This is a genomic window from Paraburkholderia sp. CNPSo 3274 (assembly GCF_024206475.1).
Taxonomy (GTDB): domain Bacteria; phylum Pseudomonadota; class Gammaproteobacteria; order Burkholderiales; family Burkholderiaceae; genus Paraburkholderia.
The window spans coordinates 79448-101940 of sequence record NZ_JAMBPR010000005.1; the positions used below are offsets into that span (position 1 = coordinate 79448).

The window sequence follows — 22493 nt, forward strand, 5'->3', positions numbered from 1 at the left end:
GCCCACTGGAGAAACACACTTGAGCACTCCCGAGCAATTGCTCTTCCTGCCGGGCGCCGCTGGAAACAAAGCCTTCTGGCAACCGCTGTCCGATCGCCTCGTCGCGCCGGCAGCACGTCGCGTCGTTGGCTATCCGGGTTTTGGCGGCGAACCGGCGGACCCGGCAGTCGCCAGCATCGACGACATCGTGCAACGCGTGCTGGCCATGCTCGATCGACCCACGGCGCTGATCGCCCAGTCGATGGGCGGTGTAGTCGCCGTGCGCGCGGCGCTCGAGAAGCCGCAGTTCGTCACGCATCTGGTGCTCTCGGTCACGTCGGGTAGCATCGAAACCGCGACGCTCGGCGCGCAAAACTGGCGCGCGGGCGACACGAGCGCCTTTCCGGAGTGGTTCGTCTCGTTCCATACGGACCTTTCAGACCGCATCGCCAGCATCACCCAGCCGGCTCTGCTGCTTTGGGGCGACAACGATCCGTTGAGTCCCGTCGCGGTTGGCGAGCGGCTCAACGCCTTGCTCACCAATTCCACGCTGCATGTGGTGCGCGGCGGCGAGCACGATCTCGCGAGCGTCCACGCAGAAGCGTTGGCGCCGCTCGTAGATGCACATTTGATGGCGCACTGATCCGTTGCCTCGCGGGACGGGTGAGAGTCGTTTCGACCAAATTCGCCGAAAAATACATTAAAAATAACTGGACGAAAATCAATACGATTGCACAAATCACTAGACCTTCGCCATCCAACCCACAGGAACGCCTATGCCGCGCCCCATCGTCGCCCGCATTCAACCCGACGCCATCCGTCACAACCTGCAGCTGGCGAAGCGGCTCGCCGGTGGCTCGCGTGCCTTCGCCGTGATCAAGGCTAATGCGTACGGTCACGGCATCGAGCGCATCTATCCGGCGCTCGCGGGCGCCGACGGCATCGCCCTGCTCGACCTCGATGAAGCCGTGCGCGTGCGCGAACTGGGCTGGACCAAGCCGCTGCTGCTGCTCGAAGGCGTGTTCGAACCCGCCGACGTCGAGCTGGCCGTGGCGCACCGGCTCACCATGGCCGTGCATTGCGACGAGCAGCTCGATCTGCTCGCGGCAGCGAAGCCGCAGCATCCCATCGATATCCAGTTGAAGATGAACTCGGGCATGAACCGCCTGGGTTTCCGCCCCCATGCGTATCGCGCCGCGTGGGAGCGCGCGCGCGCCATTCCGTCGATCGGCGCGATCGCGCTCATGACGCACTTCGCGAACGCCGACGACGGCCAGGTCGACTGGCAGCTCGAGACGTTCGACGCGGCGGTGCAGGACATTCCCGGCGAGCAGTCGGTATCGAATTCGGCGGGCGTACTCTGGCACCCGCGCGCGCATCGCGACTGGGTGCGGCCCGGCACGATCCTCTATGGCGCGTCGCCCACGGGCGTGGCACGCCACGTGGAAGGCTTCGGGCTGCAATCGGCCATGACGCTCACGAGCCGCATCATCGGCGTGCAAACGCTCGCGCCGCAGGAGACCATCGGCTATGGCCGCACCTTCGAGGTCGACCGGCCGATGCGCATCGGCGTGGTGGCGTGCGGCTATGCGGACGGCTATCCGCGCCACGCGCCCACCGGCACCCCAATTGCCGTCGATGGCGTGCGCACGCGCGTGGTCGGGCGCGTCTCGATGGACATGCTCACGGTCGATCTCACGCCGTGCCCGAAGGCAGACATCGGTTCGAGCGTCGAGCTGTGGGGAGACCAGGTGCGCGTGGACGAAGTGGCCGAAGCGTCCGGCACCATCGGCTATGAGCTGCTGTGCGCACTCGCGCTGCGCGTGCCGGTGATCGTGGCCGATGGCGCGGATACGGCCTGCGCTGCGCAAGCACACGGCGCGCGCGTAGCAGCCTGACTACGCCGAAAGCTCGCTGACGAAATTTCGTCAAACTTCCGGTTGAGCCCCGGCCTTGCGTCACCTATTTTTGTGTAGACACGCCCGGCGCATTGCGCGCCGCGCGGTGCCAACACTTCAAGGAGACACTCGTGGCCGACCAGGAGACTCACGCGTACGCGCCGCATCACGCGGACTACCGGCTCATCGGCGGCGCAGGCGAACGCGCGCGCGCAGCGGGCCTCGTCAACGCGCACTGGTACCGGTGCGCCGTGCCGCGCCTCGTGATGAAACAGCTCATGCAGCGCAGCGACGCGCGAGCCATGCGCGACACCGTGATCTGGTATGCGGCCATCGTCGCGAGCGGCGTGCTCGCCGGGTTCCTCTGGCACGCGCATTCGTGGTGGGCGCTGCCCGCGTTCCTGCTCTACGGCACGCTCTATTGCAGCCCCGCCGATTCGCGCTGGCACGAAGCGGGGCACGGCACCGCATTCAAAACGCGCTGGATGAACGACGTGCTCTATCAGATCGCTTCGTTCCAGGTGTTCCGCTGCGCGACGATCTGGCGCTGGAGCCACGCGCGCCATCACACCGACACGCTGGTGGTGGGCCGCGATCCCGAGATCGCCGCGCCGCGCCCCACCGACTGGCTCTCGCTCGCCCTCAACATCTTTGCGCTCAAGCACGTCTCGCGTGAGTCGCCGCGCATGATCTCCGCCGCGTGCGGACGTCTGGGCGCGGAAGAACAAAGCTTCGTGCCCGCCTCCGAATGGCCCAAGGCCATTCGCGAAGCGCGCCTGAGCCTGCTTGTCTACGCGATTGTGATTGGCGCGTGTATCGGCTTTCGCACCATCGTGCCGCTGCTTTATATCGGCCTGCCGAGCTTGTACGGCGCGTGGCTTTATCTCTACTTCGGCCTCACGCAGCACGCGGGCATGCCCGAGAACGTGCTCGACCACCGGCGCAACTGCCGCACGGTGATGATGAATCCCGTGTTCCGCTTTCTCTACTGGAACATGAATTATCACGTCGAGCATCACATGTTTCCGATGATTCCTTTTCACGCGCTGCAGCGCCTGCACGAAGTCGTGAAAATGGATATGCCGCCGCCCTATCGCAGCAGCCTTGCCGCCTACGCGGAAATCATTCCCGCGCTCGTGCGGCAAACACGCGATCCCTCCTATCACGTGGCGCGCCCGGTCCCGGGTCACGCCGAAGCCTGACCCGTTGCGTACACAACCTTCAATACGAATCTGGAGACTCACCCCATGCCCCAATGGATCGACGCAGCCGCACTCGACGATATCGAAGACGAAGACGTCATGCGCTTCGACCACGGCGGACGCACCTTTGCAATCTACCGCGTGGAAGACGAGGTCTACGCGAGCGACGGGCTCTGCACACATGAACACGTGCACCTGAGCGACGGGCTCGTGATGGGCCATGTGATCGAATGTCCGAAGCACAATGGTCGCTTCGACGTGCGTGACGGCAAGCCGCTTTGTGCACCGGTATGCGAGAAGCTCGCAACGTATCCGGCAAAGGTCGAAGGTGGACGGATCTATATTGAAGTGTGATGCACCGAAACCTTGCACGAAGGAAGCGAAAAAGCCGCGCAAACGTTAGCGCGGCGTTTGCCGATCATTACGGTGTATTAAACAAGCCAAGTTGAACGCTTACTCTCGCCCATGTAACGAGAATGACATAAATAGCCATTAGCGTGCTGATTCTCCATATTAATCGGAATGGATAGTCATGCACCCCGCGCTCGCGCAGTTTCGTCGTCCGGGTCTTCCCGTAGGCCCGCGCAGCGCCGGAGAACTGGCTCTGGAAGTGCCGGCCATCGACGCTTCGGATTCGAACTCTCTCGTCATGGAGATTTTCTATTCGAGGCGCGACATGGCCAGTCTCGCGGTGATCGAAAACGATCGCCCCGTCGGGCTCATCAACCGCGATATTTTTCTGTCGCAAATGAGCAAGCCGTTTCATCGCGAGCTATACGACAAGAAGAGTTGCATCGCGTTCATGGACAAGGAGCCATTGATCGTCGACGTGGACATGAGCATCGAGGCGCTCACGTTCAAAACCGTTGAAGTCGGCGAAAAGGCGCTAGTCGATGGTTTCATCGTGACGCGCGAAGGCCGCTTCGTTGGTGTGGGCAACGGCTTGCGGTTGCTTTCCGTCGTGGCGGAAATGCAGGCGGAAAAGAATCGTCAGATCATGCAGAGCATCGAGTATGCGAGCGTGATCCAGCAAGCCATGCTGCGCGCCTCGCGCGAAACGCTCACGACCATGCTGCCCGATGCGGCGCTCGTCTGGGAGCCGCGCGACGTGGTGGGCGGCGACTTCTACCATTTCGCGGCGTTTGCCGACGGCTGGTTCGGCGCGGTGGCCGATTGCACGGGGCACGGCGTGCCCGGCGCGTTCATGACCCTGCTCGCCTCGGCATCGCTTTCGCAGGCGCTCGAACAGATCGGCCCGCGTAACCCCTCCGCGCTGCTGGCAGCCGTCAATCGCAATGTGAAGGGCCTGCTCGGGCAAATCAACGGCACAGGCGACGCCCCGCAGTCCAACGACGGTCTGGACGCCGCGTTCTTCTGGTTCGACGCCGCCAGACAGGTGCTGCACTTTGCGGGTGCGCGGGTCGCGCTGCATGTCTTGCGTGCGGATGCGGAACAGTTCGAAAGCATTGCCGGCGACCGCATGGGCGTGGGCTATGTCGACAGCCTCGCCGATTACACTTGGAGCCAGCACGCCGTAGCCGTGCCCCACGGCAGCCTGCTGTTCGTTTCCACCGATGGTCTGACCGATCAGATTGGCGGCCCGCGAAAAATCGCGTTCGGGAAACGCCGGACGCTCGACCGGATTCTCGCTGAGCGCGAGAACGCTTCTTCTTTCATCTGCGCACGTTTGCTCGAGACCTTTGCGGCATGGCAAGGCTCACAGGCGCGCCGCGACGATGTCACGCTTTTCTTCGCACGAGTTTGAGGTAGTTCACCAATATGTCTGGAATTCTGGATCAAAACTGCTGCTTCTTCGAAATCGCACAGAAGCGCAATTTGCTCTTCTATCACAAAGGCTATTTTTCGCACAGCATCGTCGCGGCGATGAGCGAGGTCGTGAAGCTGCAACTGGAAGTGGCGGGACTGAGCACGTCCACGCGCAGAAGGATCTTCTCTTCGTTCATCGAGCTTTCGCACAATATCGTGCACTACTCGTGCGACGCGCTGTCCGAAGATCAAGGCCAGGGCGGTGCAATACGAGAAGGCGCGATGTGCATTTCCGCGGAAGGCGAGCGCCACCTCATGGTATGCGTGAATCCCATCGCCACGGCGGCCGTGGACGAATTGCGCGAGAAGCTGGCGCCGCTGCGCAACATGTCGATCGAAGAAATCAAGCAGGCCTACAAGATGTCGTTGCGCGCCGACACGCCTGCTGACAGCAAAGGCGCGGGACTGGGTTTTCTGACGATGGCGCGCGACGCCAGTGCGCCGCTCGAATTCGCGTTTCATCCACGCGAAGACGATACGGGCACCACACTGTTTTGCCTCAAGACCATCATCTGACCAGGGCACGCGTACAAAATGGAAAACCTTTTTATCGCCGCCACGGCAACGTCGCCTGAAATCGACTTCCGCTTCGACGCAAACGTGCTGTCACTGCGCGGCGAATCGTATCCCGAGCATGCCGCCGCGTTCTACGCGCCGATCATCGAGCGGCTCAATCTCTGGCTCAAAGGATGCGAAAACGCCGCGATCACGGTCGATGTCACGCTCACCTACTTCAACAGTTCGAGCACCAAAATGCTGTTCAGCGTGTTCGACGCACTGGATCGCGCCGCAGCGGCGGGCAACCAGGTGCAGGTGAACTGGTACCGCGACGAAGAAGACGAAACGATCCTCGAATTCGGCGAGGAACTGCAGACCGACTTCACGGCAATCAAGTTCAACGATTGCCCGGTTGCAACGTGAGGATGCTTTGAGGACGACGCGCGTGGATACGACTGCCTTACGGGACACATTGAAGGATCATTACCTCGACCTGTTCCGCAGCGAAAGCGAGGCGCTGGAGCGGGCCCGGGCGATTGCCGAGGGTCCGGAGTCGCACGCGCAAAGTCATCGCGAGGCGCTCCTCGAGCTCATCCAGCATTACGAGCGCCTGATGCGCGAAACCCGCCGCCTGATCGGGCGCAGCGATCGCGCCGAGCGCGAAATGCAGGCGCTCACGCAGCAACTGCAATATCGCGCGACGCACGACGCGCTGACCGGCGTGTTGAATCGCAGCGCCGTGATCGAACGCACAGTGAAAGCGCTGCGCGCGAATCGGGCGGTGATGATCCTGCTCGACATCGACGACTTCAAGAAGGTCAACGACGAATTCGGGCACCCGGCCGGCGACCGCGTGATCTCGGGCATCGTGAACTGCCTGCGGCGCATTCTCGGCGAGACCGGCATCATCGGACGCGTGGGCGGCGAAGAGTTCACGGTCGTATTGCCGGGCTTCGAGATTGCCGATGCCTTGCAACTCGCCGAGCGCATGCGCGCGGCCATTGCGAATCACGCGTTCCCCGCGCCGGTGTGCCGCCCCATTACTGCCAGTTTCGGCGTAAGCGACAATCCGGCGGGCATCGATTTCGACACGGCGTACGGACTCGCCGATTCCGCGTTGTACACCGCCAAGCGCGGCGGCCGAAACTGCGTGACGTTCGAAGGGCAAATCGCCTCGGCAGGTTGAGCGACGGTGGCTATTCGGGCCGTTGCCACGCCACGCTCGTCTTTTCCGAACGCCACTACAATGGTGCGGAGAAAATGGCGACGCGTATGAAGAATGCAGGTCACGAAATCGCGCGTCGGTAGAGCAAATCAGCGAGGCGATCGATGACAGCGAAGCAGCCGGCAAACCTGGCATTGCCAGGGCAAGTCGTACTCGTGTTGCAGGGTGGCGGCGCGTTGGGCGCCTATCAACTCGGCGTTTATGAGGCGCTGTACGAAGCCGGCATCCATGTGGACTGGGTGATCGGCACCTCCATTGGCGCCATCAACGCTGCGTTGATCGCCGGAAACGCACCGGAGCACCGCTTCGAGCGCCTGGACGAATTCTGGCATCGCGTCACCGACCGCACCCGCCTCGACGTGGCGGCAGCATGGCCCGGCTTCGCGCCCGGCTGGGACAAGACGTTTGCAAAACTGATGATCATCGGCGGCGGCATTGCGGGGTTCTTTCAGCCCAACCCGGCGTCGTGGTTCGGTCCGCTCGCGCGCCTGGGTGTAGATCGCGCGTCTTACTACAAGATCGCACCACTGCGCGACACGCTCATTTCACTGGTTGACTTCGAATTGCTGAACGCCGGGCACCCGCGCCTCACCGTGGGCGCGGTGAACGCACGCACGGGTGCGATGCACTATTTCGATTCGCGCGACCAGCGCCTGAACGTCGAGCACATCATGAGCTCGGGTGCGCTGCCGCCCGCGTTCCCGGCGGTGCGCATCGACGGTGAGCCGTACTGGGACGGCGGCATCTATTCCAATACGCCGGTCGAGGTCGTGCTGGACGACAAGCCGCGGAACAGTTCGGTCATCTTCTCGGTGCAGGTGTGGAATCCCGCGGGCCCGGAACCGGAAAGCATCTGGCAGATCGCAGAGCGGCAAAAGGATATTCAGTACGCGAGCCGCACGGAAAGCCATATCGCGCGCCAGCAGCAGATACACCGCTTGCGCCACGTGATCCGCGAACTGGCGAAGCGCGTGCCCGAGGCCGAACGCGACACAATCGATGTGCAGCAGCTAGCGGCCTGGGGCTGCGAGACCACCATGCGGCTCATCAAGCTTGCGGCGCCACGACTCGACGGCGACGACCAGTTGAAGGACATCGACTTCACACCGTCGGGCATTGCCGCGCGCCGGCGCGCGGGCTACGAGGCCGCCATGCGCGCGATCGAAGCGAGACCCTGGGAAGCACCGATGGACCCGATAGAAGGACTCAGCGTCTACAGCGCGGACGAAGAATAAAAGAAAGCGATAGGGCATGAAGCCCATATCGCCCCACTCGAACCACAGTGGAAAAAAGCCGGCGGGTGGAGCCACCGGCCGAGCTGATCGATCCGGTCGTTCAGTGCGCGCCTGCAGCGAGCAGCGATTTGAGTTTGGTCGCGCTGTCCGCAAGACGCTCGGGTTCGATCCGCGCACGGCGCGCAATCAGTTCCTGCGCAATGCGCACGTCTCGGGCGATTTCGCCTGTCTGCCCCACGCCGCTCGCGCCCACCAGCACGCCTGCTTCGTCGAACGCGAAGAACACCTTCGATGCCGTGCCCGTTGCACGCACGGCCCTGGTCGAGCCGAACGCGGGCAAGCCCGCGATCTGGATCGTCATGTCGTATTGATCGGACCAGAACCACGGCACGGCGCTGTGCGCCTCGTCGTGGCCTAGCATGTTGAGCGCTGCCACGCGCGCCTGATCCTCGGCGTTGCGCCAGCATTCAAGACGAATGCGCCGCCCGTACAGCGGATGCACGAACGAACACACGTCGCCCGCTGCGTAGATATCCGGGTCGCTGGTACGCAGCATGGGATCGACGGCAATGCCGTTGTCGATCGCGAGACCCGCCTCCTGTGCGAGCGCCACACGCGGCGACACGCCAATGCCGACCACGACCGCATCGCAAGGCACGACGGTTCCGTCGCCGGGCACAACGGCATTGACGCGCCCTTCGCCCTCGAAGCGCTTCACCTGCACGTCGAAGCGCACGTCCACGCCGCGCTCGCGATGAAGGTCCACGAGGCACTGCGCCACCTCCGCGGGCACCGCGCGCATCAACGCGCGCGGTGCGGCTTCGAGCACGACGACTTCGCAACCGCGCTGCACGGCCGAGGCCGCGACTTCGAGCCCGATGAAGCCCGCGCCGACCACCGCAATGCGGCGCCCCGGTCCGAGTTCGCCCGCGATGGCGAGCGCGTCGCCGGCATTGCGCAACACGTGCACGCCCGCGAGATCCGCACCGGGCACACTCATGCGGCGAGGCTCGGCACCGGTCGCGATCAGCAGGCGACGGTAGGCAAGCGTCTCGCCGTTCGCGAGCGTCGCCGTGTGCGCGGCGCAATCGATCGCGCTCACGGCGCAGCCGCTGCGCAGATCGACACCCTGCTCGCGATAAAACGCCTCGCGGTGTATCGCGCCCTGTTCCGGCGTGCGCTCGCCCAGCAGCACCGCCTTGGAAAGCGGCGGCCGCTCGTACGGTTGTGCGGCTTCGTCGGCGATCAGCGTAATCGCGCCTTCCCAGCCGCCTTCGCGAAGCACCTGCACGGCGCGTGCACCGCTCTGGCCGCCGCCAATCACCACCATGGCATCGCCCGCACTCATGCTGACTCCTTGCGCGCTCAACGATACTGCCCCGCGAGCGCAGACACCTGCTGAATATTCTGCGGCGTGATGAAGCCCGGCCCGGAGCTGATATTGCGTGCCTCATACACGGGCTTGAGCCCATAGTCCTTCAGCCGCTGCTGGAATTTCGGGTTCTGCTCGAGTGCGGTGCGCGCCTGCAGCACATCGTTGTTGTGGTTCTGATGCATGATCGCCAGCAGGGCAACCGGAATATAACCCTGCAAGTACGGCTGCTGATCGGTGCAGAACTTGATCGTGCCGTCCTTGATGCCCTTCGCGACGTCCGAGTCGATATCGAAGGTCGCAAACCAGATCTTGCCCGCAAGTCCGAGGCTCTTCACCGCGCGTATCGTCGGATCGGCCGAGGTCGGACCGAGCGTGAGCACGGCCTGCGTGTCCGGGTGGTTGCGCAGATACGCACTGACCTTCGATTCTATGCCCGTGGGATCGGTGCCCGCATCGAGCACCGAGGTCTTCATGTTTGCGCCGATGGCGTCGGCGAAGCCGCGACAGCGTTCGAACGAGAGCGGATTCGTGGCGTAATGATTCACACACAGGAACGTCTTCACGCCGTCCGCCTTCGCGCGCAACCCCGCCGCCTTGCCCGCGAGATATTCGGGCTGGCCCACGTGCATGAGCGCGCCAAGCTCGGCACTTTGCTGCTCAGTGCCCGTATTCGCGGTGATGAAGGGAATGTTCTTCGCTTTCAGACGCGACACGGCGCCCTTGAGCAGATCGAAATCCGCAATGGTCGTGACCACGCCGTCGTAGTTGCGCGCCGCCGCCTGATTCACGAGTTGCACCATGTCGGCGATATCGCCATTGGGCGGATTACGGTAATCGGTCTGAACATTGAAGTCCTGATCCGCCTGCTTGATGCCGTTCTTTACGGTGTTCCACCACGCATCCGAATCGGGCGCGTGCGAAATGAAGTCGAAATGCGCGACGGGGTCCGCGTGCGCCGCAGGACTCAGCGCGAGTGCGAACACCGTAGCCGCCAGCGGCAACACCTTCAGGAAAGGAACATTCACGGCTGTCTCCAAAGTTGCATCGTTATCGTGGTGATTCAAAGATTCGTATGCCGAATCATTCAGCGGTGAGCCCGAGATAGATCGTTCCACCCTCCACCCTGACCGGGTGCGTGGCGAGATTCACGCAGACCGGCGCCCCCTTGGCCGCGCCCGAGGGAATGTGGAAACGCCCCATATGCATCGGACATTCGATGATGTCGCCGAACACAAGACCTTGCGCGAGGCGCGCCGTTTCGTGTGTGCAGACCCCCGCGGAAGCGTAGTAGCCCGTGGGCGTGTGATAGATCGCGTAAAGCTCGCCTTCGTGCTCGAACTCCATCACGTCCTCTTCTTCGAGTTCGTCGCTCGCGCACACCTCGTGCCATTGAAGAATGTTCATGGTCGCCTCCTCCAGCTTCATCTTTCGAACAATTGGCGGGTAGTCCAGGCGTCATTGCGTATCGGCGGCAAAGACATTCGCACCCGCGATCTCGTGCTTCACGCCCGCGGTCTTGCCGGGCACCTGCGGTGTGATCATGTAGTCCGGGTCGTGGCGCTGCGTGCGCAACACGTGCAGGATCTCGGCCCACGCGTCGAAGAGACCGTCATAAGCAGGCGGCAAGTCGGCTTCGATTGCTTTGCGCAGCTTGGGCAGCGCATGAAACGGCACGTTGGGGAACATATGGTGCTCGACGTGATAGTTCATGTTCCAGTAGAGGAACTGCAGCACGGGGTTCAGGCGCAGCGTGCGGGTCGAGAAGCGGTGATCGAGTTCGTTCTCGCGCAGGCCGGTGTGCTGCGTAATGGCCAGCAGTTCATGCAGCCAGGCGCCGTATGCGCGGGGCAGCAGCAGGAACACTACCGGCAGCCAGCTATGCGCGACGAAGGCCCACACACCAATACCCACGTAGAGCGCGAGAATGACCCGCGAATTGCGGCGCATCGCCCGGTATTCGACCACCGGCACGACGGCCTTCGCGCTCCTCGTCACCATGCCGAGGCTATGCAGCACGATGTTGCCGAGATGATGAATGCCATGTGAAACGCGCAGGAAGTCGGTGGCGAGCTTGAGGTAATTGGGCGGCCGCTTGACGGCGATTTCAGCGTCGGCGGGCACCGTGGCCGTGAGGTGCGTATAGGTGTGATGCTGCGCATGCGACCAGCGGCTATAGATCTGCTCGCGCCAGGTCATGAAGCAGATGACCCAGTGCACGGACTCGTTGAGCCACTCGCTCCTGAACGGCGTGCGGTGACGCAGCTCGTGCTCCATCGCCTCGGCGAACGCGTAGATCGTGCCGTACAGCAGAAAGGCCGGCATGCACCAGAGCGTGCCCAACGAAAGCCAGGCGAGCGCGCCGGTGGCGAGCACAAGCGCCATGAAGCCGCCGAAATACCTCAGGGCAACCCGGTCGTTGCGCCGCGTAACCTCCTTGAGCACCTTGCGGTCGAGCGGACAACGGTACCAATCGTCCATCGTGATGACCTGTGGCGAGCCTTGCTGTGCGGACATGAATCGAACTCCCGTGCATGACGTTGAACGCTGATGAGCCGCTTTGAGTTCGCTCATCCTTGAGTCGAATTACAGGCTCTAAATGAGCCATCGTCAAAGGCTCAAATGACTCATTTTGAGCATTAAAGGGTATTCCCCTAAAACGTCAGCGCCTGAAAACGTTCTCCACGTGGAGATAAAATTCAAATATGCGCGTCGAAAGACTCATTTTGAGGCAAAATGCGATCGTACTCACTTGCTGCGGAGCCTCGATGAAGAGCCGCCCCACGCTGAAGCAGTTAATGGAACTCACGCAGCTAAGCCGCGCGACCATCGACCGTGCGCTCAACGACCGGCCCGGCGTGCACCCGCGCACGCGCAGCGCCGTGGAAGCGGCGCTCAGACAACTGGGCGCAAGCGACGACCACGCGCTGCCCACGGCATTGCGTACCTCGTCCAATGCGCTGCGCGTGCGCCTGCTCCTCCAGGCGGGCGACGCCTTCACCGCGGAACTCACGCGCACGGCAGCAAGCCTCGAAGCCGAGTTCGCCGTGGCGGGCGTGACGCTCGAGGGGGTCAATTGCGTGGGCGCCAGCGACGAGGACGTCGCGCTGCGCGTGCGCGAGGCTGCGCACGGGGCTGCCGACGCCATCGGCATCATCTGCACGAACACACCGCCCATTACAGCGGCGCTGCGCGAATGCATGGCGCGGGGCCTTGGCGTGGTGACGCTCATCACCGACGTCGACGCCGATGCGCGCCACACCTACGTGGGCGTGAACAACCGCGCCGCGGGCCAGTCGGCCGCGTTCCTCGTTGGCCGGCACCTGGAGGGACGGCCCTCGCCGTCCGTGGCCGTTGTGGTCGCAACGTTCTCGTACACCTGTCACGAAGACCGCGAGATCGGCTTTCGTTCACTGTTGCGCCAGCGCTTTCCCCACGTGAACGTCGTCGAAGTGATCAAGGGCGCCGACTCGGGTCCGGCGACCTACGAGGCCACGCGGCGCTGCATGGAAATGCATGGCGCGCTCGACGGCATCTACAACGTGGCGGGCGGCAACGAAGGGCTCGCGGCGGCGCTGCGCGAGCGCGGCCTTGCGGGCCGCACGCTCTATGTGACGCATGAGGTGAACGCCGTGACGGAGCCGCTGTTGCGCGCGGACGTGATCGACTATCTGCTCTCGCAAGATTTGCGTCTGCTGCTGCGCACGGCCGTCGAACAGATGCGCAACGCGGCGGCAGGCGGCACGCCGCCTGCGCAGGCGCTCGTGCCGATCGAGACGTATTCGCGCTATTCCCTTCCCTGAAGCGACCGCGCCCCGAACATTGCGCTATCGGTTGCATGCACCGCCCGTTTACGATACTTTATGCTCGTTTTTGCTCGGTTCAACGAGCAAGCCAGCGAGCAAGCGGGAGCCGAAACCCATGCAACGAACACGCCAGGAGGCCAGTGAAGGCCTGCTCCCCGACGAGCGCGAGCGCCTGATCCTCGAAAAACTGCGCGCCGAGGGCCGCGTGCTGGCCGCCGAACTCGCCGCGCAGCTCGACACCTCGGAGCACACGATCCGCCGGCATTTGCGCGACCTGGCCGAGGCGGGCCACTGCAAGCGCGTGTATGGCGGAGCGCTGCTCACCTCGCCCGCCAACAAGCCCGCGTCCGTGCGCATGCGCGAGCAACTGCCGGCCAAGGCGCGCCTTGCGCGCGCCGCCGCTGCGCTCGTCAAGCCCAATCAGGTGATCCTGCTCGACGCGGGTTCCACGAACGTCGAGATCGCGGCGGCACTGCCCGAACACGCCGGCCTCACGGTCGTCACCACTTCGCCGCAGGCCTGCGTGCGCCTGCTCGAGCGCCCGGGCATCGAAGTCATTCTGATCGGCGGCCGCGTGAGCGCGCAGGCCGCGGGCGCGCTCGGCGCGACGGCGCTCGTGCAAATTCAGCAGCTCAAGGCCGACCTCTGCTTTCTAGGCGCATGCGCGCTCGATCCTTCCGAAGGGATCGCAGCCTTCGATGCCGAGGATGCCGAAATGAAACGCGCGATGGTCGCAGCAAGCGGCCAGATCGCGGCCGCGGTCACCACCGAAAAACTCATGACAGCCGCGCCCTACGTCATCGCACCGTGCGCTTCGCTCGACTATCTGATCGTCGATGCCGACGTACCGAAACTCCATCTGAAGCAACTGAAAGCCGTATGCGGCGACGTGACGGTGGCGCGATGAGGCCCCTGCGCGAACGCTACGCCACCACGGCGGTCTTTCTGGCGAACGGCTTCGGCATTGGCGCGTGGGCTGTCGAGGTACCGCGCGTGAAAGACAAACTGCTCCTTGGCGACTCCCTGCTCGGCGTCGCGCTCTTTGCCTTCGCGCTGGGCGCCATCGTCGCCATGCCGCTTGCGGGGCGTCTCGCGCCGAAGTTCGGCAGCGGCCGCGCGACCGCCCTGCTCGGCGTGCTGTTCGTCGCCGCGTTTCCAATGCCCGCGCTCGCGCCCAACGCGGCGCTGCTGTGTGCCGCGTTGCTGCTGCTCGGCGCGCTCAATGGCGCGCTCGACGTTTCCATGAACGGCCATGCCAGCGCGATCGAAAAAGTGTGGAACGCGCCGATCATGTCGTCGTTCCACGCGGCCTGGAGCGCGGGGGGCCTTGCGGGCGCAGCCGTTGGCACGGTGCTGCAGAAAGCAGGATTCGGTGTGCCAAGCGGTCTCGCGCTGCCCGCTATTCCCATCGCCGTGCTGATCGTCGGTGCGGCGCTGTTCTCGCTGCGCGACGTAGGCACGCGCCCGGTGGCTGCGTCGGGCGGCGGCTTCGCGTTGCCGCAGGCGGGCGTCGTGAAGCTCGCCGCGCTCGCGTTCCTTTGCATGATGACCGAGGGCGCCATCGCCGACTGGAGCGCCGTGTACCTGCGAACCGCATTGCCCGCTCATGCGGATAGCGCGGGCATCGGCTATACGGCGTTCGCGTTTGCCATGGCGGCATGCCGCGTGGTGGGCGACGCGTTCGTGCGGCGGCTGGGCGCGGTGCGCGTGGTCGCGCTGGGCGGCCTGCTTTCGGCTGCGGGCCTTGCGGCTGTGCTCGCCGCGCCAGCGCTCGCTACGGCGGTGGCGGGATTCATCTGCGTCGGCATTGGGCTTGCCAATGTGGTGCCGGTGATCTTCAGCGCGGCCGGGCGCACGACCGATCCGCCCGTTACCGGCGTTTCGATGGCGGCTACCGCGGGTTATGCGGGCTTTCTCGTGGGGCCGCCGATCATTGGCTTTGGCGCGGGGCTCGTTGGCTTGCAGTTCGCGCTTTGTGTGCTGGCGCTCGCCACGCTCGCGGTGTGCTTTGCGGGTAGTCGTGCGGTTCGCGATGTCGATGCGTCGCGCGGCGAATCGGCAACGCATGCGCCGGTGCGCAGAGATACGCGCGACGCGGATCGTATCGAGGCGGAGTGACCTGCGCTCGCTCGGCGCATCGAATATCACCACAAGATCCGGATATCTCCGCCCAATCACGCTACGTAGACTCGATCCCGAAGCTCAAACCATCGCATCCGGCCCACACCGGATCGCTCTTCGGGACATCGACAATGGGCATCACATCAGGAAACGCCACGCCACAGCGTGTCGTCGTCAATCTTTCGCACGCGAGTCTCGCCGCGCAATTCAGCGAGCAGATGGCCATTGCGGTCATCCCAATCGTCGCCGTGGTGGCATTAGGCGCGACTGCGCAGCAAAGCGCCTCGCTCCAGGCCATCAACACGCTGCCCTTCCTGCTGCTCTCGCTGCCCGCCGGCCTCGTTGCCGATCGCGGCCGGCGCAAGCCGCTCATGATCGCAACCGAACTGCTGCGTGCCGCCGCCCTCTTCGTGCTGTTCGCGTTGTTCCATGCGCGCGTGCTTTCGCTCTACACGCTCGGCTCCCTGGGCGTCGCCATCGCGACCGGCACCGTGGTTTTCAGCGTGAGCGCGCCCTCGCTCGTCGCGGCGATGGTCGAAACGGGCGACCTGCTCGCCGCCAACCGTCGGCTCGAAATCGCGCGCAGCATCGCCTATACGGCGGGGCCTTCCGTGGGCGGTATTTTTGCGGGCTGGGCGTCGGGCGTGTTCGCGTTTCTCGCGGCGTTCGCCCTGTCGCTCGCCAGCGCATGGTTTCTCGCGCGCCTGCCCGCCGAGGCGCCGCGTCCGCGTTCGCGTCGCGCGCTCGCACGCGAACTCTTCGACGGCGTGCAGTTCATCGTCACGCCTCGCGAACTGATCGCGCGCGTCTCGTCGGTCATCATGATGGCGACGTTCGGCGCGCGCCCACTCGGCGCCCTGCTCGGCGCGTTCCTGAGCACGCGCCTTGGCATGACCAGTTGCCTCGTGGGCGCCGCGTGCGGTTTCGCCGTTCAGCTCGCGATCATCGTGTTCTCGGCGCCCGCGCGGCTGCGCTCGATCGAAGGTCTCGAAGCAGCGCGAGCCGAACCGCGCAACGCGAAGGCAATGCGCTTCGCGGCTGAGAACCCGCAGGAGTAAGGCGACCGAAGTCGCCCCCTATTGCTTAGTCATTCGAACCGTCGAAATCCACCACTTCAATCCAGTTCGCACCCTTGCCCACCGGGTACTTGCCAAGCTCATGCAGCGCACCGCTCTTCGCATCGATGCGGTAAGCGCTCAGCGTGGGCGAGAGCTGGCCGACGGCAAACAGATACTGGCCCGAAGGATCGATATTGAAGCCGCGCGGCTGCTTCTCGGTGGCATACGTGCCGATGCGCGTGAGCTTGCCCGTTTCCTGGTTCACGCGGTACGCGCCCAGCGTGCTCGACGTGCGCTCCGAGATATACAGGTGGCGGCCATCGGGTGTGAGGTGCACGTCGGCGCCCCACGGCTTGTCGCCGGAGAAGCCGGCGGGCAGGATCGAGATCGTCTGGATCGGCTTGACCGTGTCGTTCGCCGCGTTGAAGGCGAGCACGTGCAGCTTGCCGTCGAGTTCGTCGATCAGATAGACGAAGCGCTGGTCCGGCGAAAACTGGAAGTGGCGCGGGCCGGAATCCTTGGGCAGCGACCAGGCGGGCTTCGCGTCTTCGGTGAGCGCGCCTGTCGAGGCGTCGAACTTCAGGCGCAGCCATGCGTCGGCGCCGAGCACCGAGGCGAACGCGTAGCGGTTGTCCGGCGAGGTGCGAATGATGTGCGCCATCGGGCCCGTCTTCACGGTTTGCAGCGTGTCGCCCGCCACGCCGTTCTCGCCGATGCGGTTCACCGCCAGCAGATTGCCGCCGTACGAAGCGGAAAGCAGATAGCGCCCCGTGCCGTCGGTGGAAACATAGGCCATGCTCTCCGCGAGCGGCGCGCGGCCGAGTTCGACGAGACGGCCATCGAGCGGATTCACGGCGAAGCTCACCACGCGATACGGCTTCGAGCGCAGCGCCGCATACAGGTGGTGATGGTCGGGCGAGAACGCCATCGGCATCACCGTGCCGCCCACCGGCACGGTCTCGACCGCGGCCAGCGCGCCGTTTTGCGCATCGAGGCGAAACACCGATATGTCCTGGCTGTCGGCATTCGACACATACACGTAGCTGGCCGCATGCACGGCCACCGATGCCGCGAGCCCCAAAACGGCGCCCACCACGCTACGCACCATTGCCTTCTTCTTCATGTCGTCCTTTCAGGTTTGTTAGTTATATTGAATGGTCTCGCGCGTTTCAGTCTTCACGCAAGCGCGCCAACGCGAAACACCGAAACCGCTTCCTTCATCGATTGCGCCTGGTGCTCCAGCGCGCTCGCGGCGGCGGCCGCCTGCTCCACGAGCGCGGCGTTCTGCTGCGTGACCTGATCCATCTGGCTCACGGCCATGCCCACCTGCTGAATGCCCGTGCTCTGCTCGGCGGTGGCCGTGGTGATCTCGGCCATGATGGTGGCGACGTTGCGCACCGAGTTGACGATCTCGTTCATCGCCTCGCCTGCCTGCGCGACGAGCGCGTTGCCGTTGCGCACGTCTTCCATCGAGGCGCCAATCAGTTCCTTGATCTCGCGCGCGGCGCCCGCGCTGCGTTGCGCGAGCGTGCGCACCTCACCCGCGACCACGGCGAAGCCACGTCCCTGCTCGCCCGCGCGCGCCGATTCCACGGCGGCGTTGAGCGCAAGAATATTGGTCTGGAACGCGATGCTGTCGATCATGCTCGTGATCTCGGCAATCTTCTGCGAACTGGCGCTGATGTCCTGCATGGTCTGCACGGCGCGTCCCACCACGTCGCCGCCGCGCTGCGCGAGATCGGCCGCACCCGTGGCGAGCGTGCTGGCCTCGGATGCGTTCGCGGAGTTCTGCTTCACGGTCGAGGTGAGCTCTTCCATGCTCGCGGCGGTTTCTTCGAGCGACGCGGACTGCTCTTCGGTGCGGCTCGACAGATCGAGATTGCCCGCAGCGATCTCGCGCGCGGCCGTGTGAATCGCATCGCAACTGTCGCGCACGCCGGCCACGGTGCGCGAGAGCCCCGCCTGCATCCGGCGCATTGCCGCGAACAGCAGGCCGATTTCGTTACGGCCCGCTTCGGGCACGCGCACGGTGAGATCGTTCGAAGCGATGCGGTCGAGCACCGCCGCGGCTTCGGCCAGCGGGCGCGACACGATGCGCTGCAAGGCGAAATGCGTGACGACGACAAGCGCCAGCGCAATGGCCACGCCCACGACCACGAGCGTGACGATCCATGCGTAGCGCGCGTTGCCGTCTTCGAGCGTTGCCTCGGCGAGTGCACTGGCGAGCTTCTGGAACTTCTCCACGTTCACGGAATAGGCTGCGCCCGCGGCGGTGATGTCGGTGTCGTTGAGCGCCACGTAAGCCGCTGTGTCACCGTTACGCAGCGCGTCGGTCGCGCGCGTGAGCGTGTTCGAGAGTTGCGCAGCCGACTCGAGCAACTGACGCTTGAGGTCAGCGTCCATGCCGTCGAACGCCGGGGCGTTGGCGAAGGCCTGCGTCTCGCTCGTCGAAAGCTCGAAGCTATGCGCCGCGCTCTTCAGCGCGGAGTCGCGCGTGGCCGTGTCGTTACGCTCCTTGAGCGCGCTATAGCCGCGCACGAGCGCCGAGCGCGTGCGCGTGGTGTCCTTGTAGGCGTCGTTGACCAGAATGGTCTGGCGCGCGATTTCGTGCAGGCGTTGGGCGCTGGCGTTCGACTCCCTGAGCGAAAGCACGCCCGCGAAGCCGCCAATCAGGATCATCACGCCAAAGATCACCAGCACTGCAAGGAGGCTGGCTCGTACCGTCGTGTTGCGCATGTTGCTTCAATCCCCGGTTTCCATGGTGTTCTTCTTTACGGCTGAAACGCCGGAGTCTTGAGGGTACGCCCGCCATGTTGTCCAACAACTTGTCCGCATCATCCCACAGTCGCGCGGCTATTCTGAAATTCGAGTTAACCCTGATCTCGACTCAGGAGCCGCACGGTCCGGTTGCTTTGGCTTCCGTAGCGTTGTACGATTGGCTCTGACAACCAGCCACGATGTCAAACAACTTGATGACAACTGGCTGAACAAGCAGCGGATCAAGTCCGCAAACGGAACGCGCTTGACGCGAGTCAGGCGCGTTCTTGCGTAAGTAGATGCGGCGCGCACGAGGCGCGCCGTCTGGAGACAACAGATTCAGGCCGCATCGTGACCCAGGCGGTCTGAATCTCGCGCACGAGAGAGGTCGATCCACATGTCGTTGAGCCGCACCGCCACGCAGTCCGATGTCGCCAGGCGCACCAGGGTGCGCTACCTGATCCTCTCGCTGATCTTCATCATCACCACGCTCAACTACGCGGACCGCGCCACGCTCTCGGTCACGGGTTCGGCCATGCGCACCGAGTTCGGTCTCGACGCCATCCACATGGGCTACATCTTCTCGGCGTTCAGCTGGGCCTATGTGCTCGCGCAGGTGCCCGCGGGCTGGGTGCTCGACCGTTTCGGCGCGCGCCGCGTGTACGCGGGCAGCATCTTCCTGTGGTCGCTCTTCACGCTGCTGCAAAGCTCGATTGGTCTGCTCGGCAGCGCGGGCGCCGCGATTGCGGGCCTCTTCGCACTGCGCTTCGCAATGGGCGCGGCCGAAGCGCCCGCCTTCCCCGCCAACGCGAAAGTGGTGGCGAGCTGGTTCCCGGCCAGCGAGCGCGGCACGGCCTCGGCTATTTTCAATTCAGCTCAGTATTTCGCGGCCGTGGTGTTCACGCCGCTCATGGCGTGGCTCACGCATGCGTATGGCTGGCATCACGTCTATATCGTGATGGGCTTGGGCGGTCTCGTGCTCGCCTTCGCGTGGATCAGGTTCATGAAGAATCCGGCCGATCATCCGGGCGTGAACCAGCAGGAACTCGAATACATCGAGGCGGGCGGCGGCATCGTGAACGGGCATCAACGCGCAGCGCGTGCAGAGCGTAAAGAACGCAAGGGCGCGAACTGGGCGGTCATCCGCCAGCTGCTCGGCAACCGCATGCTGCTGGGCATCTATCTCGCGCAGTATTGCATCAACGTGCTCACGTACTTCTTCCTCACGTGGTTCCCGATCTACCTCGTGCAGGCGCGCCACATGACCATCCTGAAGGCGGGGCTGATCGCTTCGCTGCCGGCTATCTGCGGCTTCCTGGGCGGGGTGCTGGGCGGCGTCGCTTCGGACGCCCTGATCCGCTCCGGCCGCTCCCTGACCATGGCGCGCAAGGTGCCGATCGTCGGCGGCATGGTGCTGTCGTCGTGCATCGTCGGCTGCAACTACGTGAACAGCGACTGGATCGTGGTCGCGCTCATGTCGCTCGCGTTCTTCGGCAAGGGCCTGGGCGCACTCGGCTGGGCCGTGATCGCCGATACCGCGCCGCGCGAAGCCATCGGACTGTCGGGCTCGATCTTCAACATGTTCGGCAATGTGGCCGGCATCGTCACGCCGATCGTGATCGGCTATCTCGTGGCGGAGACTGGCTCGTTCAACGGCGCGCTCGCTTTTGTCGGCATCAACGCGCTCGTTACGGTGATCAGCTATCTCGTGATCGTGAAGGACATCAAGCGCGTGGAGTTGAAGGCTGCCTGATTGTGCGTGATCGTGCGGCGCGCTATGACTTCTCGTGGGCCCGCCGCGCTAGCGTGCGGGCCGCGACGATAGCCGCCGCGAAGCCGGAAGCCGCGCCCACCAGCAACGCCCAGCGCGGCCCCCAATGGTCGGCTATCCACCCCACGATCGGCGCGCCGATGGGCGTGCCGCCCAGCGCTACTGCCAGACGGATCGCCAGCACGCGGCCACGCATGCCAGGCTCGGTGGAAAGCTGCATGAGACTGTTGGTTTCGGTGGTGAACGTGAGCGCCGCGATGCCGATCATTACGAGCGCGCCGCCGAACCACCAGTAGCCCGGCGCAACGGACGCCAGCACGCATCCCACCCCGAACGCCGCCGCCGCGAACAGCAGCGAGACGAAACGCGGATGGCTGCGCCCCGCCCCGAAGAAGGCGCCGCTCATGGTGCCCACCGCCATCATGGAGGAAAGGAGTCCGTAGCGACCCGCGTCGGCGTGAAAGACGTTCACGGCCATCGTCGAGATAAAGATCGGAAAGTTCAGCCCGAAGGTGCCGATCAAAAACAGCATGACGAGAATGGCCCGCAGGTCCGGGCGTGCCCACACGTAGTGGAACCCCGCGGCAATACCGCCCTTCGCAGGTTGCACACGCCTCGCCGAACGCAGCTCGTCCACGCGCAAGCGCGTGAGCGAGATCAGGACGGCGACGAACGAAAGGCCGTTGAGCAGGAAGGCCCAGCCCACGCCCACCGATGCAATGACGAGTCCCGCAACGGCCGGCCCAATCATGCGCGCGGCGTTGAACGAGGTGGAATTGAGCGCGACGGCGTTGGAGAGATCGGCGTCGCCCACCAGTTCCGAGACGAAGGTTTGCCGCACCGGCGCATCGAATGCCGTCGTGCAGCCGAACAGGAACGCGAACACGTATACGTGCCAAAGCTGCACGAGCCCCGTTGCCGTGAGCACGCCCAGTGCAATGGCAAGCGCGCCGAGCAGCGCCTGCGTGACCATGAGCAGCTTGCGCTGGTCGAAGTGGTCGGCGGCGAAACCCGACCACGGCATGAACAGCATTTGCGGGCCGAACTGCAAGCCCATCACGATACCGACCGCCGCCGCGCTGTGATGCGTGAGCCCGGTGAGGACGAGCCAGTCTTGCGCTGTGCGCTGCATCCACGTGCCGACGTTCGAGACGAGTGCGCCCGCCGACCACACGCGATAGTTGTAAGTCCTGAGCGAACGAAAGAATCCGGATGCTGGAGCGCCCATGTGACCGCCTCGCCTTAGTCGGCCACGAGCCGCTTGAGCAGTTCGACTGCGGCGGCTAGCTGCTGTTGCTCCGCGCCGGAAAGGCGCATCTCTATCTTGCGCGAGAGCCAGTCCTGACGCGCCGCCCGTCCTTGCTTGAGCCACTCGCGAAAGGCGCGAGTGAGCGACCAGAGCGTTTGGCGCCCGTCATTGGGGTCCGGTGCGCCGCTGATATGGCCCGCCGCCTCGAGCGGCGCGATGAGCGTGCCCATGGACTGCGGGCGCATCCCTTCCGCGCGCGCGAGGCTCGAGACCGTGGACGGCCCCTCGCGTTCGAGCCGCTGCAGCACGGCCATCTGGGAAGGCGTGAAGTCGCCGAGGATCGCCTGCTCGCGAAAGCGGCGGCGCAGTTGCCCGACCAGCGCGCGCAGGTCGCCGGCAAGCGCCGCGGCAAGGTCGGGAGGATGAGTTTTGGCGCGATCGGTCATCCCCGCATTCTAGAAGATGCGAAGGTAAACTGCAAAGATAACCTTCACA

The 22493-nt window shown here is 64.4% G+C and carries 22 protein-coding genes; 14 read left to right on the top strand and 8 right to left on the bottom strand.

Annotation, left to right across the window (positions count from 1 at the left end; translation table 11 throughout):
• Positions 1–19 precede the first annotated feature (19 nt).
• The 9 genes from M3I54_RS04685 (at position 20) to M3I54_RS04725 (ending at position 7864) form a co-directional block, all read left to right on the top strand.
• Positions 20–622, top strand: a complete 603-nt coding sequence (locus M3I54_RS04685) for an alpha/beta fold hydrolase (protein WP_254333432.1) — start codon at positions 20–22, stop codon at positions 620–622.
• 133 nt (positions 623–755) lie between these two features.
• Complete coding sequence (gene alr / locus M3I54_RS04690; protein WP_254333434.1) at positions 756–1877, top strand: alanine racemase; 1122 nt, start codon at positions 756–758, stop codon at positions 1875–1877.
• Between the two features lie 131 nt (positions 1878–2008).
• Positions 2009–3079 carry a fatty acid desaturase family protein gene (locus tag M3I54_RS04695; protein WP_254333436.1) on the top strand — a complete coding sequence of 357 codons (1071 nt, stop codon included), beginning with the start codon at positions 2009–2011 and terminating at the stop codon, positions 3077–3079.
• A 45-nt stretch (positions 3080–3124) separates the two neighbouring features.
• Positions 3125–3433: a non-heme iron oxygenase ferredoxin subunit gene (locus tag M3I54_RS04700; RefSeq protein ID WP_254333438.1), complete on the top strand. Its 309-nt coding sequence runs from the start codon at positions 3125–3127 to the stop codon at positions 3431–3433.
• Between the two features lie 178 nt (positions 3434–3611).
• The gene (locus M3I54_RS04705; RefSeq protein ID WP_254333440.1) at positions 3612–4844 is read left to right on the top strand and encodes a SpoIIE family protein phosphatase; all 1233 of its coding nucleotides are present in this window, start codon (positions 3612–3614) and stop codon (positions 4842–4844) included.
• A gap of 14 nt (positions 4845–4858) precedes the next feature.
• Positions 4859–5422, top strand: coding sequence for a SiaB family protein kinase (locus M3I54_RS04710; RefSeq protein ID WP_254333442.1), 564 nt, complete (start codon positions 4859–4861; stop codon positions 5420–5422).
• A gap of 18 nt (positions 5423–5440) precedes the next feature.
• Positions 5441–5827 carry a DUF1987 domain-containing protein gene (locus M3I54_RS04715; protein WP_254333444.1) on the top strand — a complete coding sequence of 129 codons (387 nt, stop codon included), beginning with the start codon at positions 5441–5443 and terminating at the stop codon, positions 5825–5827.
• Between the two features lie 22 nt (positions 5828–5849).
• Positions 5850–6590, top strand: a complete 741-nt coding sequence (locus tag M3I54_RS04720; RefSeq protein WP_254333446.1) for a GGDEF domain-containing protein — start codon at positions 5850–5852, stop codon at positions 6588–6590.
• Positions 6591–6733: 143 nt separating this feature from the next.
• Complete coding sequence (locus M3I54_RS04725) at positions 6734–7864, top strand: patatin-like phospholipase family protein (protein WP_254333448.1); 1131 nt, start codon at positions 6734–6736, stop codon at positions 7862–7864.
• A 100-nt stretch (positions 7865–7964) separates the two neighbouring features.
• On the opposite strand, the gene M3I54_RS04730 is transcribed toward M3I54_RS04725, so the two are convergent.
• From M3I54_RS04730 to M3I54_RS04745, 4 genes are read right to left on the bottom strand one after another with little or no spacing between them, the layout of a single operon-like run.
• The gene (locus M3I54_RS04730) at positions 7965–9212 is read right to left on the bottom strand and encodes an NAD(P)/FAD-dependent oxidoreductase (protein ID WP_254333449.1); all 1248 of its coding nucleotides are present in this window, start codon (positions 9210–9212) and stop codon (positions 7965–7967) included.
• Positions 9213–9229: 17 nt separating this feature from the next.
• Positions 9230–10264 (bottom strand): sugar ABC transporter substrate-binding protein, encoded by a 1035-nt coding sequence (locus tag M3I54_RS04735; protein WP_375542091.1) that lies wholly within the window; start codon positions 10262–10264, stop codon positions 9230–9232.
• 55 nt (positions 10265–10319) lie between these two features.
• A complete protein-coding gene (locus M3I54_RS04740; protein WP_254333450.1) occupies positions 10320–10643 on the bottom strand; it encodes a non-heme iron oxygenase ferredoxin subunit in 324 nt (107 codons plus the stop codon).
• Positions 10644–10694: 51 nt separating this feature from the next.
• Positions 10695–11753, bottom strand: coding sequence for a fatty acid desaturase (locus tag M3I54_RS04745; RefSeq protein ID WP_254333451.1), 1059 nt, complete (start codon positions 11751–11753; stop codon positions 10695–10697).
• Between the two features lie 251 nt (positions 11754–12004).
• Between M3I54_RS04745 and M3I54_RS04750 the strand changes: the two genes are divergently transcribed.
• The 4 genes from M3I54_RS04750 (at position 12005) to M3I54_RS04765 (ending at position 16221) form a co-directional block, all read left to right on the top strand.
• Entirely contained in the window at positions 12005–13039 is a 1035-nt protein-coding gene (locus tag M3I54_RS04750; protein ID WP_254333452.1) for a LacI family DNA-binding transcriptional regulator, read from the top strand.
• A gap of 118 nt (positions 13040–13157) precedes the next feature.
• Positions 13158–13949 carry a DeoR/GlpR family DNA-binding transcription regulator gene (locus tag M3I54_RS04755; RefSeq protein WP_254333453.1) on the top strand — a complete coding sequence of 264 codons (792 nt, stop codon included), beginning with the start codon at positions 13158–13160 and terminating at the stop codon, positions 13947–13949.
• Positions 13946–15160, top strand: coding sequence for an MFS transporter (locus tag M3I54_RS04760; protein WP_254333455.1), 1215 nt, complete (start codon positions 13946–13948; stop codon positions 15158–15160). Before M3I54_RS04755 ends, M3I54_RS04760 begins: the two co-directional genes overlap by 4 nt.
• A 134-nt stretch (positions 15161–15294) precedes the next feature.
• Positions 15295–16221 (top strand): MFS transporter, encoded by a 927-nt coding sequence (locus M3I54_RS04765; RefSeq protein WP_254333457.1) that lies wholly within the window; start codon positions 15295–15297, stop codon positions 16219–16221.
• A 25-nt stretch (positions 16222–16246) separates the two neighbouring features.
• On the opposite strand, the gene M3I54_RS04770 is transcribed toward M3I54_RS04765, so the two are convergent.
• Both M3I54_RS04770 and M3I54_RS04775 read right to left on the bottom strand, forming a co-directional pair.
• Positions 16247–17344 (bottom strand): beta-propeller fold lactonase family protein, encoded by a 1098-nt coding sequence (locus M3I54_RS04770; protein WP_254333460.1) that lies wholly within the window; start codon positions 17342–17344, stop codon positions 16247–16249.
• A 53-nt stretch (positions 17345–17397) separates the two neighbouring features.
• On the bottom strand, positions 17398–18957 hold the full coding sequence (locus M3I54_RS04775; protein ID WP_254333462.1) for a methyl-accepting chemotaxis protein: 1560 nt from the start codon (positions 18955–18957) through the stop codon (positions 17398–17400).
• A gap of 418 nt (positions 18958–19375) precedes the next feature.
• On the opposite strand from M3I54_RS04775, the gene M3I54_RS04780 reads away from it, so the two are divergent.
• Entirely contained in the window at positions 19376–20731 is a 1356-nt protein-coding gene (locus M3I54_RS04780) for an MFS transporter (protein ID WP_254333464.1), read from the top strand.
• A gap of 22 nt (positions 20732–20753) precedes the next feature.
• On the opposite strand, the gene M3I54_RS04785 is transcribed toward M3I54_RS04780, so the two are convergent.
• The gene (locus M3I54_RS04785; protein ID WP_254333466.1) at positions 20754–21977 is read right to left on the bottom strand and encodes an MFS transporter; all 1224 of its coding nucleotides are present in this window, start codon (positions 21975–21977) and stop codon (positions 20754–20756) included.
• A 14-nt stretch (positions 21978–21991) separates the two neighbouring features.
• A complete protein-coding gene (locus M3I54_RS04790) occupies positions 21992–22444 on the bottom strand; it encodes a MarR family winged helix-turn-helix transcriptional regulator (RefSeq protein WP_254333468.1) in 453 nt (150 codons plus the stop codon).
• Positions 22445–22493 lie beyond the last annotated feature (49 nt).

Bases quoted from the DNA above. Each gene is read 5' to 3' on its own strand.
- M3I54_RS04785 (WP_254333466.1), bottom strand. From the start codon at position 21,977: ATGGGCGCTCCAGCATCCGGATTCTTTCGTTCGCTCAGGACTTACAAC.
- alr (WP_254333434.1), top strand. From the start codon at position 756: ATGCCGCGCCCCATCGTCGCCCGCATTCAACCCGACGCCATCCGTCAC.
- M3I54_RS04775 (WP_254333462.1), bottom strand. From the start codon at position 18,957: ATGCGCAACACGACGGTACGAGCCAGCCTCCTTGCAGTGCTGGTGATC.
- M3I54_RS04730 (WP_254333449.1), bottom strand. From the start codon at position 9,212: ATGAGTGCGGGCGATGCCATGGTGGTGATTGGCGGCGGCCAGAGCGGT.
- M3I54_RS04705 (WP_254333440.1), top strand. From the start codon at position 3,612: ATGCACCCCGCGCTCGCGCAGTTTCGTCGTCCGGGTCTTCCCGTAGGC.
- M3I54_RS04755 (WP_254333453.1), top strand. From the start codon at position 13,158: ATGCAACGAACACGCCAGGAGGCCAGTGAAGGCCTGCTCCCCGACGAG.
- M3I54_RS04770 (WP_254333460.1), bottom strand. From the start codon at position 17,344: ATGAAGAAGAAGGCAATGGTGCGTAGCGTGGTGGGCGCCGTTTTGGGG.
- M3I54_RS04780 (WP_254333464.1), top strand. From the start codon at position 19,376: ATGTCGTTGAGCCGCACCGCCACGCAGTCCGATGTCGCCAGGCGCACC.
- M3I54_RS04700 (WP_254333438.1), top strand. From the start codon at position 3,125: ATGCCCCAATGGATCGACGCAGCCGCACTCGACGATATCGAAGACGAA.
- M3I54_RS04760 (WP_254333455.1), top strand. From the start codon at position 13,946: ATGAGGCCCCTGCGCGAACGCTACGCCACCACGGCGGTCTTTCTGGCG.
- M3I54_RS04740 (WP_254333450.1), bottom strand. From the start codon at position 10,643: ATGAACATTCTTCAATGGCACGAGGTGTGCGCGAGCGACGAACTCGAA.
- M3I54_RS04765 (WP_254333457.1), top strand. From the start codon at position 15,295: ATGGGCATCACATCAGGAAACGCCACGCCACAGCGTGTCGTCGTCAAT.
- M3I54_RS04750 (WP_254333452.1), top strand. From the start codon at position 12,005: ATGAAGAGCCGCCCCACGCTGAAGCAGTTAATGGAACTCACGCAGCTA.
- M3I54_RS04710 (WP_254333442.1), top strand. From the start codon at position 4,859: ATGTCTGGAATTCTGGATCAAAACTGCTGCTTCTTCGAAATCGCACAG.
- M3I54_RS04725 (WP_254333448.1), top strand. From the start codon at position 6,734: ATGACAGCGAAGCAGCCGGCAAACCTGGCATTGCCAGGGCAAGTCGTA.
- M3I54_RS04790 (WP_254333468.1), bottom strand. From the start codon at position 22,444: ATGACCGATCGCGCCAAAACTCATCCTCCCGACCTTGCCGCGGCGCTT.
- M3I54_RS04715 (WP_254333444.1), top strand. From the start codon at position 5,441: ATGGAAAACCTTTTTATCGCCGCCACGGCAACGTCGCCTGAAATCGAC.
- M3I54_RS04745 (WP_254333451.1), bottom strand. From the start codon at position 11,753: ATGTCCGCACAGCAAGGCTCGCCACAGGTCATCACGATGGACGATTGG.